Origin of the sequence: Micromonospora sp. CA-246542, from assembly GCF_050942905.1 — a bacterium.
In the GTDB taxonomy this organism is placed as follows: Bacteria; Actinomycetota; Actinomycetes; order Mycobacteriales; family Micromonosporaceae; genus Micromonospora.
In genome coordinates this window covers 124864-139629 of record NZ_CP192040.1, presented here as the reverse complement: position 1 = coordinate 139629, position 14766 = coordinate 124864, and the positions used below count along the sequence as shown (strand labels likewise).

The 14766-nt window shown below is 72.9% G+C and carries 13 protein-coding genes; 7 read left to right on the top strand and 6 right to left on the bottom strand.

Annotation, left to right across the window (positions count from 1 at the left end):
- The first annotated feature begins 13 nt into the window (after nucleotides 1–13).
- The 3 genes from ACQP0N_RS00670 to ACQP0N_RS00660 all read left to right on the top strand — a co-directional run bounded on the left by ACQP0N_RS00670 (nucleotide 14) and on the right by ACQP0N_RS00660 (nucleotide 2366).
- Nucleotides 14–514: a cation:proton antiporter regulatory subunit gene (locus ACQP0N_RS00670; protein ID WP_355048462.1), complete on the top strand. Its 501-nt coding sequence runs from the start codon at nucleotides 14–16 to the stop codon at nucleotides 512–514.
- Between the two features lie 5 nt (nucleotides 515–519).
- On the top strand, nucleotides 520–1725 hold the full coding sequence (locus ACQP0N_RS00665) for a cation:proton antiporter (protein ID WP_355048463.1): 1206 nt from the start codon (nucleotides 520–522) through the stop codon (nucleotides 1723–1725).
- 209 nt (nucleotides 1726–1934) lie between these two features.
- Nucleotides 1935–2366: a hypothetical protein gene (locus ACQP0N_RS00660; protein WP_355048464.1), complete on the top strand. Its 432-nt coding sequence runs from the start codon at nucleotides 1935–1937 to the stop codon at nucleotides 2364–2366.
- Nucleotides 2367–2559: 193 nt separating this feature from the next.
- On the opposite strand, the gene ACQP0N_RS00655 is transcribed toward ACQP0N_RS00660, so the two are convergent.
- From ACQP0N_RS00655 to dnaK, 5 genes are all read right to left on the bottom strand, one after another.
- Nucleotides 2560–2742, bottom strand: a complete 183-nt coding sequence (locus tag ACQP0N_RS00655; RefSeq protein WP_355048465.1) for a hypothetical protein — start codon at nucleotides 2740–2742, stop codon at nucleotides 2560–2562.
- A 130-nt stretch (nucleotides 2743–2872) separates the two neighbouring features.
- Entirely contained in the window at nucleotides 2873–3313 is a 441-nt protein-coding gene (locus ACQP0N_RS00650; protein WP_355048782.1) for a heat shock protein transcriptional repressor HspR, read from the bottom strand.
- A gap of 30 nt (nucleotides 3314–3343) precedes the next feature.
- On the bottom strand, nucleotides 3344–4531 hold the full coding sequence (dnaJ, locus tag ACQP0N_RS00645) for a molecular chaperone DnaJ (RefSeq protein WP_433116726.1): 1188 nt from the start codon (nucleotides 4529–4531) through the stop codon (nucleotides 3344–3346).
- Between the two features lie 85 nt (nucleotides 4532–4616).
- Entirely contained in the window at nucleotides 4617–5375 is a 759-nt protein-coding gene (gene grpE, locus ACQP0N_RS00640) for a nucleotide exchange factor GrpE (protein ID WP_396800778.1), read from the bottom strand.
- Between the two features lie 47 nt (nucleotides 5376–5422).
- Nucleotides 5423–7291: a molecular chaperone DnaK gene (dnaK, locus tag ACQP0N_RS00635; protein WP_396800780.1), complete on the bottom strand. Its 1869-nt coding sequence runs from the start codon at nucleotides 7289–7291 to the stop codon at nucleotides 5423–5425.
- A gap of 220 nt (nucleotides 7292–7511) precedes the next feature.
- On the opposite strand from dnaK, the gene ACQP0N_RS00630 reads away from it, so the two are divergent.
- Genes ACQP0N_RS00630 through ACQP0N_RS00620 form a run of 3 tightly spaced genes read left to right on the top strand, consistent with a single transcriptional unit; the run spans nucleotide 7512 to nucleotide 12297 of the window.
- Entirely contained in the window at nucleotides 7512–9353 is a 1842-nt protein-coding gene (locus tag ACQP0N_RS00630; RefSeq protein ID WP_433116723.1) for an ABC transporter, read from the top strand.
- A complete protein-coding gene (locus tag ACQP0N_RS00625; RefSeq protein WP_433116721.1) occupies nucleotides 9350–11035 on the top strand; it encodes a GTPase in 1686 nt (561 codons plus the stop codon). The genes ACQP0N_RS00630 and ACQP0N_RS00625 overlap by 4 nt, the downstream gene beginning before the upstream one ends.
- A 38-nt stretch (nucleotides 11036–11073) precedes the next feature.
- Nucleotides 11074–12297: a hypothetical protein gene (locus ACQP0N_RS00620; RefSeq protein WP_433116719.1), complete on the top strand. Its 1224-nt coding sequence runs from the start codon at nucleotides 11074–11076 to the stop codon at nucleotides 12295–12297.
- Between the two features lie 136 nt (nucleotides 12298–12433).
- On the opposite strand, the gene ACQP0N_RS00615 is transcribed toward ACQP0N_RS00620, so the two are convergent.
- Nucleotides 12434–13057, bottom strand: coding sequence for a phosphoesterase PA-phosphatase (locus ACQP0N_RS00615; RefSeq protein ID WP_355048472.1), 624 nt, complete (start codon nucleotides 13055–13057; stop codon nucleotides 12434–12436).
- Nucleotides 13058–13641: 584 nt separating this feature from the next.
- Between ACQP0N_RS00615 and ACQP0N_RS00610 the strand changes: the two genes are divergently transcribed.
- A complete protein-coding gene (locus ACQP0N_RS00610) occupies nucleotides 13642–14304 on the top strand; it encodes a hypothetical protein (protein ID WP_433116717.1) in 663 nt (220 codons plus the stop codon).
- Nucleotides 14305–14766 lie beyond the last annotated feature (462 nt).

Genomic DNA, 14766 nt, shown 5'->3' with positions numbered 1-14766 from the left:
TAGCCTTGCCCGGGTGCGAGTACGCGTGGAACAGACTGCCTTACCGGGCATCGGAGTGCGTCACGATCTGGTGACCGAATCCGGCCGCCGCCTGGGCGTGGTTTCCCACCGCAACGGCCGGCGTGATCTTGTCCTCTACGACCCCGACGATCCCGACGCCTGCCAGGCGGACATCCCGCTGACGGACGACGAGGCGGAGGCGCTGGCCGACATCCTCGGCGCGTCGCTCATGCTCGGTCAGCTCTCCGGGCTGCGCGAGCAGGCCGCCGGGCTGCTCACCGAGCAGATCGCCATCCCGGCGGGGTCGCGGTACGTCAACCGTCCGCTCGCGGACACCAAGGCGCGTACCCGCACCAGCGCCTCCATCGTGGCGGTGCTGCGTGACGGCGAGGTCATCGTCTCGCCGCTCCCCTCGTTCCGCTTCGCCGCCGGTGACGTGGTGGTCGTCGTGGGGACCCGCAGAGGTCTCGACGGTGTGTCCGCCATCCTCGCCGACAGTGACCCGGACGGCTGAGGCGGATGCACGATTTCACCACACTGCTCATCGAAGTCGGTGCGCTTCTGCTGCTGCTCGGGCTCCTGAGCCGGCTCAGTCGTCGCTTCGGTCTCTCTCCCATCCCCCTCTACCTGCTCGCCGGGCTCGCGTTCGGGCACGGCGGGCTGCTGCCGCTGGACGCCAGCGAGGAGTTCTTCGCGGTCGGCGCCGAGATCGGCGTGATCCTCCTGCTGGTGATGCTCGGCCTGGAGTACTCGGCCAACGAGCTCGTCGGCAACCTGCGCTCGGCGGCACCCGCCGGTCTGATCGACGGAGTGCTCAACGCGCTGCCCGGAGCGGGGTTCGCTCTGCTGCTCGGCTGGGACTGGGTGGCCGCCCTCGTACTCGGCGGCATCACCTGGGTCTCCTCGTCCGGCGTGATCGCCAAGGTCCTCGCCGACCTGGGTCGGCTCGGTAACCGCGAGACTCCCGTGATCCTCTCGGTGCTCGTCATCGAGGACCTGGCGATGGCGCTCTACCTGCCGCTGGTCACCGCCGTACTGGCCGGCACCGGCCTGCTCGGCGGCGGGATCGCGCTCACCGTCGCGGTGGGCACGGTGCTGATCGTGCTGGTGGTCGCCATCCGGTACGGCCATCTGATCTCGTCCGCCCTGTCGGCGAAGGACCCGGAGGCGCTGCTGCTCGGCGTACTCGGCCTGACGTTGCTGATCGCGGGCATCGCGGCGTCGCTCCAGGTGTCGGCGGCCGTCGGCGCGTTCCTGGTCGGCATCGCCCTCTCCGGCCCGGTGGCCCACCACGCCACCGAGCTGCTCTCCCCACTGCGGGACCTGTTCGCGGCCGTGTTCTTCGTGTTCTTCGGCCTGACCACCAGCCCGCAGGACATCCCGCCGGTGCTGCTGCCGGCGCTCGCGCTGGCCGTGGTCACCATGGGCACGAAGACGCTCACCGGCTACCTGGCCGCCCGCCGGGTCGGCATCGCCGAACCCGGTCGCTGGCGGGCCGGTCTGGCGCTCGTACCCCGGGGTGAGTTCTCCATCGTCATCGCCGGCCTCGCGGTCGCGGCCGGCAGCGTCGAGCCACGGTTGGCCGCGCTCGCCGCGACGTACGTCCTCATCACCGTGGTGACCGGACCGATCCTGGCCCGGCTGCCCGACTTCCCGTGGTTCAAGCGGTGGTTGCGCAACCGAGCCCTGGCCCAGCGGCAACAACCGGTTCCCGTCCACGACTGACGTCGGCCGCCGCTGTCGTACCTCACGAGGTACGACAGCGGCGCTGGCCAGGGCACCCGAACGGCCGTTCGGGCCGGGCCGGCCAACGGTTGCCGAATTGCGCCTTACGGGTACTACCGCAGTAACCGACGGCGGGTTACCGTTTCGCCCCAGCAGCCAGGGTCCGCAGGCAGCGTTGCCACCCGCGGGCGAGAGCGGAAGGTTGGCCGGTGAGCGTGCAGGAGTCGACGTTCCACGGCTTCGCGAACCCCGTCGATCCGAGCCCGGCGGAGTTGCGAGCTTGGGCGTACCAACCGGATTCGGTGCCGTTGGCGTCCATGCCACCCGACTGGGACCTTCTGGTCTCGGGTGACCGGTTGGTGTTGACGCTCTTCGAGCTGGCCATGGATCCGACGTGCCCGGCCCGGCGCTTCGCGCTGCACTGCCTCTACATCTACGCCGCCGACGGCATCCGGACGAACTTCCGGGCCCATCCCAAGCGCCGTTTCCGCAAACTCGTGGAGCAGGCCGAGCGCGACGGCGACGAGCTGATGAGGATCTGGGCGCACAACGGCCGCGTACTGCTGGCGAGGCCGGATCTCTTCGTGTACCGCGACTGGTGCGAGGGCGGCCTGGTCCGCGAGAACCGCCGCCTCGGCTGACCGCCCCGCGCGCGTCTCCCCGCCCGTGTTCGCGCCGATCTTGCACTTTCTGTGCCGACTTACTACGCAAAGCGGAACCTTTCACCGACCGAAAGTGCAAGATCGGCGGGGCAGGGCGGCGTGGGCCGGCCCGCACGGCACGACGAACGGGCCGGGACCCCCCGTGGGTCCCGGCCCGTACGTTGGTCGCCGGTCAGTCGCGCTTGCGGTCCGGTTCTGGTCGGGTCGGCTCGCCCTGCTCGGCGAATCGCCCCTCCTTGATCCGGTCGCGGAACGTTCCCTCGGTGACCTTGTCGAACTTCTCGCGGACGGTGTCGGCCAGGCCCTCCAACCGCTCCTCCGTCTGCTGAGCGACCTTCTTCGCCGGCTCCGCCATCGCTCCCCCTCGCCATGCCGGTAGGCCCGAATTAAGCCGTTTGGACCCCGTATCGACAGGTTAACGGAAGCGGCCCGGTCCGCGCCGGGAAATCGGAGCGCGGGCCGGGCCGAGGAAGCGGTAGGTGGGGTCAGCGGTCGGTGTTGCGGCGGGGACGCCAGACCACCAACGCGGTGGACGTGCGGTTGGTCGGCACCAGGTCCCGACCCGGGAAGCGCGCCAGTGACTCCAGCTCGGCCACCCGGCGGTAGGCGGCGTCCAACTCTGCCTCCAACCGCGCTACCCGCTGCTGCGCCTGCTCTAGCAGCCGTTCCAAGCCGATGATCCGCTTGACGCCGGCGAGGTTGATCCCGTCGTCCTGACTGAGCCGCTGCACCTCGCGCAGCAGCACCACGTCCCGGACGCTGTAGCGACGACCACCGCCAGCCGCCCGGCCAGGCTGCACCAGCCCCAGCCGGTCGTACTGGCGCAGGGTCTGCGGGTGCATCCCCGCCATCCGCGCCGCCACCGAGATCATGAGCACCTTGGCCTCGTAGGCAGGGTCACCCGAACCGAGGAACTCGCCCGACATCCCGCTCACCTCCGCGTCCATCCCACCGGACTATCCGACCCGACGCACTCGCGCGTCGAGATGTTCCCGCGCCGCCGGAGGACTCTGCTCGGCGAACGCCTCCAGCGCGGCCCGCGCCTCGTCCGTCAGTCGGGCGGGCACCACCACGTCCAGGGTGACCAGCAGATCGCCGGCCTGCCCGTCGCGGCGGACCACGCCCTTGCCCCGGGCCCGCAGCACGCGCCCGCTGGGCGTGCCCGGCGGTACCCGCAGCGTCACCGCGCCGTCGAGCGTGGGCACCCGCAGGTCCGTGCCGAGCACGGCCTCCGGGAAGGTCACCGGCACCGTCAACGTCAGGTCGTCTCCGGTACGCCCGAACAACTCGTCCGGTCGAACCTTCACGTGCACGAACAGGTCGCCGGCCGGGCCGCCACGCTCGCCCGGCTCACCGCGCCCGGCCAGCCGGATGCGTTGGCCGTCGGCTACCCCGGCCGGAAAGCGCACGTTCATCGTGCGGGTCTTGGTGACCCCGCCGCTGCCGTGGCACTCCGGGCACTTCTCCTCCACCACGGTCCCGACGCCCTGGCAGTTGCCGCACGGCTCGGAGAAGCTGAACGACCCCTGGTTGCGGGTCGTCACCCCGGCCCCGTGGCAGACCGGGCAGGTACGCGGTTGGGTGCCGGGCTTGGCGCCGTTGCCGTGACAGGTATCGCAGACACCGGGAGCGCGCAACGTCAGCGGCAGGGTCACCCCGCGCACCGCGTCGCCGAAGTCGAGCGCCACCTCGGTCTCGACGTCCCGGCCCCGGGCCGGACCACGCGCCGCGGCCTGCCCACCGGCCTGCCCGCCCGAAAAGATCGAGCTGAACAGATCCTGGAAACCGGCACCACCACCGAAACGGCGATCGGCGCCGCCCGCTCCGCCGCCGAACAGGTCGGAGACGTCGAACGGCATCCCGCCCGGCTGGCCGCCGGCGCGGGCGTTGCGCCGGAACGCACCCGAACCGAACAGCGATCGCATCTCGTCGTACTCCCGGCGACGGCCGGCGTCCGACAGCACGTTGTACGCCTCGGAGACGGCCTTGAACCGCTCCTCGGCCTTCGGGTCGCCCGGATTGTGATCCGGGTGCGATTCCCGGGCCAGCTTGCGGTACGTCTTCTTGATGTCATCCGCGGAGGCGGCCTTGTCCACGCCGAGCACGGCGTAGAAGTCCTTCTCGAGCCAGTCCTTCGAACTCACCGGTCCACCCCCTTCCGACCGTCGTGGCCCGGCCGCCCCGTCCACCGCAGCGCGGGGGACGGGACGGCCCGGTCACCGTCTCGCACTATTCCGGATCCGCGACCGCGACCAGCGCGGGGCGCAGCAGCCGCTCACCGAGCTGGTAGCCGCGCCGCATGACCTGCACGCAGGTCGGCTCGCCGACCTCGGCCGAGGTCTGGTGCGCGACGGCCTCGTGCCGGGTCGGGTCGAACGGGTCGCCCTGCTCGCCGAAGGCGGTCAGGCCGAACTTGCCCAGCGCGGCGGTGAGCTGGTCCGCCACCGTTCCGAACGGCCCGACCAGGTCGCCGTGTTCCCGTGCCCGGTCCAGGTCGTCGAGGATCGGCAGCAGCGCGGCCAGCACCGAGCCGGTCGCCTGCTCCTGCACCAGGGCACGGTCGCGGTCGACCCGCTTGCGGTAGTTGGCGTACTCCGCCGACACCCGCTGCAGGTCCCTGGTCCGCTCGTCGAGGTCGGCGCGGAGCGCCTCCAGCTCGGCGCCGAGCGTGGTCCCCGTGCCGCCGCCGTCCACCGGCTGCGCCGGGGCGTCCACCACCGGCGGACCGGAGGGTTCCGGCCCGTCGGTGGCGTTGACCTCGACCTCGATCTCGTCGACCACGACCTCGGCGTCCTCGACCAGACCCTCGGCCGGCACGCCGGTCTCCGCGTCGGCGGCGGTGCCCTCCGGCTCCGTCGCGTCACTGAGCTTGCGGTTGTTGCGGATGACGACCCGCTCCTCGGCGCCGGTGGTCGACTCCGTGGGCGCGGAGCCACCCGGCGTCGACCCGGTGTCGTCCGAGTCGGCGGCTCGTGGCTTCTGCGTCATGGGGCTACCTCATCCCTTCGCCGTGGATACGTGTCGGAGGTGGGCAGTCACTTCTTGCCGTCCTCGTCCACGATCTCCGCGTCGACCACGTCGTCCGCACCGCCGGTCTGGGCGCCACCCGTGGCACCGGTCGCGCCGGTCGCACCCGGGCCGGCCTCGCCACCGGGCTGGCCCTGCTCGGCCTGCTGGGCGTAGAGCAGCGAACCCGCCTGCTGGGAGACCTGCGCCAGCTTCTCGTGCGCCGACTTGATCTTCTCGATGTCCTGGCCGCCCAGGGCGCCCCGCAACTCGCCGAGCGCCTCGTTGAGCTGCTCCCGGTTCTCGCCGGGCAGCTTGTCGCCGCTCTCGGCGAGGAACTTCTCGGTCTGCCACTGCAGCGCCTCGGCCACGTTGCGGGTCTCGGCGTCGTCGCGGCGACGCTTGTCCTCCTCCGCGTGCTCCTCGGCGTCCCGGCGCATGCGCTCGATGTCGTCCTTCGGCAGCGAGGAGCCGCCGGTGATCGTCATCTTCTGTTCCTTGCCGGTGCCCAGGTCCTTGGCGTGCACGTTGACGATGCCGTTGGCGTCGATGTCGAAGGCGACCTCGATCTGCGGCACGCCGCGCGGCGCCGGCGGGAGGCCGGTCAGCTCGAAGGTGCCGAGCTTCTTGTTGTAGGCCGCGATCTCCCGCTCGCCCTGGAACACCTGGATCAGCACCGACGGCTGGTTGTCGTCGGCCGTGGTGAACACCTCGGAGCGCTTGGTCGGGATGGTGGTGTTGCGCTCGATGAGCTTGGTGAAGATGCCGCCCTTGGTCTCGATGCCCAGGCTCAGCGGGGTCACGTCGAGCAGCAGGACGTCCTTGACCTCACCCTTGAGCACACCGGCCTGCAGGGCGGCGCCGACGGCGACGACCTCGTCCGGGTTGACGCCCTTGTTGGGGTCGCGGCCGGTGAGCTGCTTGACCAGGTCGGTCACGGCGGGCATCCGGGTCGAACCACCGACGAGGATGACGTGCTCGACGTCCGAGATCTTGATCCCGGCGTCCTTCACGGCCTGCTCGAACGGGCCCTTGCAGCGGTCCAGCAGGTCCTGCGTCATCCGCTGGAACTCGGCGCGGCTGAGCGTCACGTCGAGGTGCAGCGGGCCGGCGGAGCCGGCGGTGATGTACGGCAGGTTGATGTTGGTGGTGGTGGCGGCGGACAGCTCGATCTTGGCCTTCTCGGCGGCCTCACGGAGGCGCTGGAGGGCCATCTTGTCCTGACCGAGGTCGATGCCGTGCTCACCACGGAACGTCTTGACCAGGTGGTCGATGATCCGCTGGTCCCAGTCGTCGCCACCGAGGTGGTTGTCACCGCTCGTCGACTTGACCTCGATGACGCCCTCGGCCAGCTCCAGCAGCGACACGTCGAAGGTGCCGCCACCGAGGTCGAAGACCAGGACGGTCTGCTCCTTGGAGCCCTTGTCCAGCCCGTACGCCAGGGCGGCCGCGGTCGGCTCGTTGACGATCCGCAGCACGTTGAAGCCGGCGATCTCACCGGCCTCCTTGGTGGCCTGGCGCTGGCTGTCGTTGAAGTAGGCCGGGACGGTGATCACCGCGTCGGTGATCTGCTCGCCCAGGTACGCCTCGGCGTCCCGCTTGAGCTTCATCAGGGTCCGGGCCGAGATCTCCTGCGGGGTGTACTTCTTGCCGTCGATGTCGACGGACCAGTTCGTGCCGACCTCACGCTTGACCGAACGGATCGTCCGGTCCGGGTTGGTCACCGCCTGGCGCTTCGCGACCTCACCGACGAGCACCTCGCCGTTGCGGGCGAACGCGACGATCGACGGGGTCGTCCGCGAGCCCTCAGCGTTGGCGATGACGGTGGGCTCACCGCCCTCGAGAACGCTGACGCAGGAGTTCGTCGTGCCGAGGTCGATACCGACCGCACGTGCCATCTTCGCTTCCTCGCTTCGTAAGGTTGTGCAGGTGACGGGCACCGCCCGTGACTGCTCGGCGGGCGCCGCCCGCAGCGGGCCCCACCACAAGTTGAGTGAACTTGACTCAATAGTGCCACGCGCCCGCGAATCGTCAAGTCGAGTTGAGCCGACCCGACGCAACCCAGACGTTATTACCGTCCGGTTGTCTTCCCTTGCATCGGTCGGGCACGCTTTAGCGGTGACGACGCACGGCGACTCCGCCACCCGTTCCGGCGCGCCCGCCGTCGCCGCCCGCACCGTCCCTCCGGACGCCGCGGAGGAGCCGTCCGTCACGACCGGGGACGACAGCCTCCCCGGCGCGCTGTCGGGCCTGAGGGCCGCGATCGGCGCCACCCGCTATCCGCTCGCCCTGCCCTCCGCCAGCTCCGCCCGGCAGGCCGCCCACGCCCTCACCGACCAGCTCGACGACTACCTGCTGCCCCGCCTGGCCCGGCTGGACGCCCCGCTGCTCGTGGTCGTCGGCGGCTCCACCGGCGCGGGCAAGTCGACCCTGGTCAACAGCCTGGTCAAGGCCCGGGTCAGCGCCGCCGGCGTGCTGCGGCCCACCACCCGGTCCCCGGTGCTGGTGTGCAACCCGGCCGACGCGACCTGGTTCCGGCAGGGCGACCTGCTGCCCGGGTTGACGCGTACGACCGAGCCGAGCGACGACCCGCGCTCCCTGCACCTGGTGACCGCTCCGGCCCTCCCCCCGGGCCTCGCGTTCCTCGACGCGCCGGACATCGACTCGGTGGTCGACGCCAACCGCGCGCTCGCGAGCCAACTGCTCGCCGCCGCCGACCTCTGGCTCTTCGTCACCACCGCCGCCCGGTACGCCGACGCGGTCCCCTGGGAGCTGCTCCGCAGCGCACGCGCCCGGGGCGCCGTGATCGCCATGGTGCTCGACCGCGTACCCGCCGAGGCCAGCGACGAGATCGCCGCGCACCTCACCGAGATGCTCGCCGCCCAGAGCCTGGAGCGCGCCCCCCTGTTCGTGCTGCCGGAGACCTGGGTCGACGGTCAGGGGCTGCTGCCCGAGGGGGTCACCGCGCCGCTGGCCGAGTGGTTCGCCCGACTGGCCGCCGACGCCGACGCCCGCGCCGCGGTGGTCCGGCAGACGCTGGACGGCGCGCTGGCCGCCCTGCACCCCGCCGTCGAGGAGCTGGCCGACGCCGCCGACGAGCAGGTCACCGCCGCCGACGCGCTGGACGAGAGGGTACGGGCGGCGTACCGCGCCGCCGAGCGGACCGTCGAGCAGGGCCTGCGGGACGGTCGGCTGCTCCGCGGCGAGGTGCTGGCCCGCTGGCAGGAGTTCGTCGGCACGGGCGAGTTCTTCCGCACGCTGGAGGCCCGCATCGGGCGTCTCCGGGACCGGCTGGTGGCCGCCGTCACCGGCCGCCCCGCGCCCGCCGCCGAGCTGCGCAACGCCATCGAGTCGCAGCTCGTCACCCTGCTGCGCGGGGTGGCGTCCGAGGCCGCCGAATCCGCGTACACCGGGTGGAAGGCGCACCCGGCCGGCGCGGATCTGCTCGACCCGGCGCTCGCCCACCCCAGCGGCGACCTGCCCGAACGCGCCGAGCGGATGGTCCGGGACTGGCAGCGCGGGGTGCTGGAGCTGGTCCGCGTCGAGGGCGGCGACAAGCGCTTCGTGGCCCGGACGGCCGCGTACGCGGTGAACGCCACCGGGTTGGCCGTGATGATCGCCGTGTTCGCCTCGACCGCGTTCATCCCCACCGGGTTGGAGGTGGCGACGGGGGCCGGCACGACGGTCGCCGCGCAGGCCGTACTCCAGGCGATCTTCGGCGACCAGGCGGTGCGTACCCTCGCCGCCAAGGCCCGGGTCGACCTCCTGGCGCGGGTGCGGACGCTGCTGGACGCGGAGGCCGACCGCTTCCTCACCCGCACCGCCGACGCCCGGCCCGCCGAGGCGGCCGGCGAGACGCTGCGCCAGGCTGCCGGGCGGGTCGAGCTGGCCCGGCACCGCAGCGGCCTCGCCGACCACGACGGCACCGTGCCGGCCGGCGACGAGGAGGGTTCGCGATGAGCAACATCGCCGGCCGGGTACGCGAAGCCTTCCGCGGCGACCAGCGGATCGACCCGGACGGGCTGATCGCCCGTTTGGACGCCGTACGCCGCCTCCTGACCGCCGTCGACGGTCTGCTGCCCGACGCCGAACTGGTGCCCGCGCACACCCTGGTCGAACGGGCCGGCACCCGACTCGCGCTGTCCCGCGACCACACCGTCGTCGCCCTCGCCGGCGCGACCGGGAGCGGCAAGTCCAGCCTGTTCAACGCGCTGGCCCAACTCGAACTCTCGCCGGTCGGCGTCCGCCGACCCACCACCGGCGTGACGCACGCGTGCGTGTGGGGGCCACTGGAGGACGCCAACCGGCTGCTCGACTGGATCGGGGTGCTGCCCCGGCACCGCTTCGTCCGCGAGAGCGCGCTCGACGGCGACGACGAGACGCCCCTGCACGGCCTGATCCTGCTCGACCTGCCCGACTTCGACTCGGTCCAGCGGTCCCACCGCCTCGAGGTGGACCGGTTGCTCGGCCTCGTCGACCAGGTGGTCTGGGTGGTCGACCCGCAGAAGTACGCCGACCGGGTCATCCACGACAGCTACCTGCGCGAGTTCCACCGGCACCGGGACGTCACCCTGGTCGTGCTCAACCAGGCCGACCGGCTGCCGGCGGCCGAACTGCCCCGCGTCCTGGACGACCTGCGCCGACTGCTCGACTCCGACGGGCTGACCGGCGTACCCCTGCTCGCCACCACCGCCATCGACCCGGCCGGGATGGTCGGGCTGCGCAGCGCGCTGGAGCGTACGGTCGCCGAGCGGCAGGCCGCCCTGCGTCGACTGGCCGGCGACGTCGACACCGTGGTCGCCGGGCTGGACGAGATGATCGGCTCGGCCCGGCCGCGGGGCGGCCCGGACGACGCGACCGTCGCCGGGTTGAACCGGGCACTGGCCGGCGCCGCCGGAGTACCGGCGGTCAGCGAGGCGGTGGAGCGGGCGTACCGACATCGGGCCGGCGCGACCACCGGCTGGCCGGTGGTCCGGGGCTGGCGGCGGCTGCGGCCCGACCCGCTGCGCCGGCTGCACCTGCCCGGCCCGGCCGGCGCGGACGCCGACCCCGCCGAAAGCCTGGTGGCGGCCACCTCGGTGCCCGATCCGACGGCCGCCCAGCGGTCGGCACTCGGCCTGGCGATCCGTGCGGTGGCCGACCGGGCCGGCGGCGACCTGCCCGCCGCCTGGCCGACGGCGGTCACCTCCGCGGCCCGGTCCCGCCTCGACGACCTGCCGGACGCGCTGGACCGCGCGATCGCCGGCACGGACCTCGGCCTCGACCACCAGCCGGTGTGGTGGCGGGTCGTCGGCGGCGTGCAGTGGCTGGTCACCCTGGCCGCCGTGGTCGGCCTGGGCTGGCTGGCGCTCGGCTACGCGCTGCGGGCGCTCGGCCTTCCCGCGCTGGACAACCCCATGGTCGGGCAGGTGCCGATGCCGACCGTGCTGCTGCTCGGTGGCCTGCTGGCCGGGCTGCTGACGGCGGCGCTGACCCGACCGGTCGTGCGCTGGGCGGCCCGACGTGCGCGGGCCCGCGCACGGCAGCGGCTGACGGTCCGGGTCGCCGAGGTCGGCGAGGAGTACGTGCTCGCCCCGGTACGGATCGTGCTCACCTCGTACGCGCAGGCGCGCGACGCGCTCGGTGAGGCTGCCCGCCGCTGACGCCTCTGCGTACGCCCCGAGCGGCGTAGGGTCGAAGCATGGCCACGCCTCAGACCCCTTACGACGCGGTGCTGCACGCCGCACGCGACGTGACCAAGCTGGAGTCCGCCCTCGACGCCGAGATGCTCGGCAGCGCGCTGCTGGGCAGTGTCTACGCAATCGCGGAGACCGACCGCGACACCGCCATGCGGGAGTTCGTCACCGGTTTCCTCGCCGCCACCGCCCGCCGCCGGATCGCGGCGGCGACCACCATCCGCCAGGTCTTCGCCGCGCTCGTCCCGACCGCCCAGGGCGTCGAGCGGGTACGCCCCGGCAGCCAGGCCCCCGCCTGGTCCAGCCAGCTCGGTCGGGTGCACCTCACCGGCAGTTGGGCGTACGGCGACGTCTACGGCGACCAGACCTCCTACCTCGCCACGTTCGCGTACGACGACGCGGCCGGAGGCCCGGAGCACGCGCTGGTGGCCCTCGTCGACCACAACATCGGGATCACCAAGGACATCTTCGTCGGCGGGCCCGCCGAACGGATCTTGGACCAGGTCCGGCAGATGTGCGCGGACGACGAGCTGACCTGGTTCCGCACCGAGGACCCGTCCCGGCTGCGCGGCGAGGTGGCCCGTCACCTCTCGGTCACCGACGACCTGGGCGAGCTGCCTGGCGAGGGCTCGCTCGCCACCGACCGCGCGCTCGTGGGCGCCCGGCTCGCGGTGCTGCCCATGGCCGCCGTGCCGACCGGCCCGGCCGAGGTCGAACCGCTGTCCGCCGCCGAACGCACCGACCTCGTCCGGCGGTTCCTGGCGTCGCCGGAGGCCGCCCGGTTCGGGCTCGACAGCGTCGACGGTCCCGAGCTCGCGTCGCTGCACTTCTGCCTGAGCCTGCTGCTGGACCACTCGGCGTCCTTCCCCGACTCCGACCCGATGCGGTGGAGTCCGGCCGTGTCCGGGCTCTTCCTGCTCGACTGGGTGCACCGCCGTGCCGTGCTCGACATGGACGACGCGGCGATGCTGCCCCGGGTGCTGCGCGCCTGGGCCCGGTACGCGTCACAGCAGCGCGGGCTGCCCGAGGCCGCCGCCGAGCGGACCGACGAGGCGATCGAGGAGATGGTGCCGGAGTTCGCGCGGCTCTACTCGACCGGCGAACGGCGTAGCCCGGCCACGGCGGCCGTCGCGCAACTCATGGCCGACGGCGTGGACCCGGACGACCCGGCCGCGCTGGACGCCTGGATCGAGGCGAACCGGCACCGACTCGCCGACGACGGCGCCTGACGGCACCCGGGCGGGTGGCAGCACCAGGCCGCCCGCCCGATGGGTCACGGCGGGTCCCGGCCGGCCTCTCCGCGTCGCCCGCTCGACTTCGCCTGCTCTGTGGGCGCTCAGCGCAGGGCCTCTGTGGGGTGTGCGCTCAGCGCAGGGCACCGAAGACGACCGCGGCGATCAGCGCGCCGAGCACCCCGCCGGCGAGCACCTGCGCGACGGTGTGGTCCCGCAGGCGTACCCGGGCCCAGCCGACCACGCCCAACAGCGGCGCGGCGACCAGGAGCCCGCGTCCGAAGGTCAGCGCCAGGATGACCAGGGTGCCGGCGGAGACCGCCGAGTGGATCGACATCTTCCACCAGTGGCTCACCGACACGGCGACCACCAGTCCGACCAGCCCCGCCACCGCCAGCGCCAGCAGGGGCCGTGGTGCGCCGAGGACGACGAGCAGGGCGAGCCCGGCGGTGACCGAGCCGAGTCCGACCAGCAGGGGCACCCGGCGCTGCTCCCGACGGCCGATGTGGTGGTCGGTGAGTCGCCCCCGGCGGACCCCACCGACGATGTAGGCGAACGGGATGCCGGTGACGAAGACCGTCGCGAGCAGGCCCCACACCAGCCCTCGAACGCTGTCCCGACTGCTGTGCCAGCTCACGGTGATGATCAGCAGCGACACCAGCACTGCCGGCGCGGTCAGCTCGGTGACGAGCCGGGCGACCCGCAGCCCCGGACCGGGACGAGGGGCGACCGGGCGGGGTTCCGCACCGCCGCCCACGCCACCCCCCTGATACGCGCCACCGCTGACCAGCGCCGTCCTGGCGACACCTGCCCGTCACCGTACCGCCGAGAAGGCCTCCGAATGCACGGGTCCGGCCGCCGACGGACGGACCCGCCACCACCAGCCCGACCCACCCAATGGCCCCCACCCCCACCCCCGCGGCCGCTCGCGGTGATCAAGAAGTTTGCGTCACCGCGACCACGATCCTTGACGCAAAGCTCTTGATCACCGGAGTTCCGCGGGTGATGGGCTGCGCTGGGTCGCCGGAGCCCTTGACGTCGTCGGTCCGGGCGAGGGCCCGCACGATCGCGCCGATCTTGCGGTTTGTGTTGTCGATATGGGCCGTATCGAAGTCTTATGTCGGGACAGAAAGTGCAAGATCGTGGGGGTCCCCGGGTGCGGCGGTGGGACTGGGCGCGAGCGTCGGTGACGGCGCGGTGGTGGGCTCGGGTGGGGTGGGGGACGGGCGTGGGGTGGCGGTTGGGCGTGGGTCGGGGGACGGGCGTGGGGTGGCGGTTGGGCGTGGGGCGGGGGACGGGCGTGGGGTGGCGGTTGGGCGTGGGGCGGGGGACGGGCGTGGGGTGGGCGACGGCGGGGCTGTGGTCGCCGGGGCGGAGAAGGTGCTGGTGGGGACGGCGGTGGGGGTTCCCGGTTCGGTCGTGGTGGGGGTCGCCGGGTCAGTCGTGGCGGGCGTCCCCGGGTCGGTGGCGGTGGGGGTCGTCGGATCGGTCGGCGACGGACTCGGGGTGGACGTCTCGGTCGGGTCCGGATCCGGTGGCGCGGTCGGCGACGGCACCGGCGACGGGCTGGCCGGTGGCCCGGCCGGCGGGGCGCTGCGAGTGGGCCGGGGCGCCGGCGGCGCGGACACCACCCGGCGGGTGGGCAGCCGGTCGTCGACGTGCGGGCCGTACCACGAGTCGTCCGGGACACGCCGGGGCGCGCCGGGCAGCCAGCCGGTGGTCGCGGTCGGGCCGGCGCTGGGGTTGCCGGGGGACGGGAGCACGGGCGGCGGCGGCGGACTGGTCACCGGCATCGGGATGACCACCGGTCCGACCGACGGGGTCGGGATGAACGGTGTACCGGCGTCCGGCAGCGCGGAGGTGCCGGGAGTGGCCGAGCCCGCGCTGATCGCCGCGAGCACGGGCATCGACGCGGTGCCGGCCAGAAGTGCGACGGTGAGCAGGTATCCCCGGGAGGGGCCACCCGCGCCGGGTGCCCGGTGCGCTCCGATCACCCGGCGGTAGCCGCCCGGCGAACGGTGGCGGCCGAGCACGGGTGTGCCGGGCCCGTCACCTGACTCGTCCACCGCACACCCCTCGTCGTCGGACCCTGCGGTCGCTGTCGGCACCGCGCGACGGTGTTAATCCGGCTAATCACCCGATCGGCGCGATCCTGCGGAATCAGCCTCGCCCAGTTACGGTCCGTCAGCCAACACCCACCGCGTGTCGACACGCGGCACTGACCGAACGGTGACGAATCAGCACCGGATCACCCGGTGGACGCGCAGCGGCATGATGGCGACAAAGGGTGGCAAACCGTAGACGGTCGGAATGCGACCTGGGCGTACTGTGGGCACGCTCACCTGCTCTGCGAATATGGAACACGACGGCAACGCAGCCGCGACCTCCGCGCACCCCCGCGGCAGGCGCGGCCCGGCGCCGGCGCTCCCGATCCGGGTTCGGCCAGAACCCGGCTCACGCCGCGCG

Bases quoted from the DNA above. Each gene is read 5' to 3' on its own strand.
- ACQP0N_RS00665 (WP_355048463.1), top strand. From the start codon at position 520: ATGCACGATTTCACCACACTGCTCATCGAAGTCGGTGCGCTTCTGCTG.
- ACQP0N_RS00655 (WP_355048465.1), bottom strand. From the start codon at position 2,742: ATGGCGGAGCCGGCGAAGAAGGTCGCTCAGCAGACGGAGGAGCGGTTG.
- ACQP0N_RS00650 (WP_355048782.1), bottom strand. From the start codon at position 3,313: ATGTCGGGCGAGTTCCTCGGTTCGGGTGACCCTGCCTACGAGGCCAAG.
- grpE (WP_396800778.1), bottom strand. From the start codon at position 5,375: ATGACGCAGAAGCCACGAGCCGCCGACTCGGACGACACCGGGTCGACG.
- dnaK (WP_396800780.1), bottom strand. From the start codon at position 7,291: ATGGCACGTGCGGTCGGTATCGACCTCGGCACGACGAACTCCTGCGTC.
- ACQP0N_RS00625 (WP_433116721.1), top strand. From the start codon at position 9,350: ATGAGCAACATCGCCGGCCGGGTACGCGAAGCCTTCCGCGGCGACCAG.
- ACQP0N_RS00620 (WP_433116719.1), top strand. From the start codon at position 11,074: ATGGCCACGCCTCAGACCCCTTACGACGCGGTGCTGCACGCCGCACGC.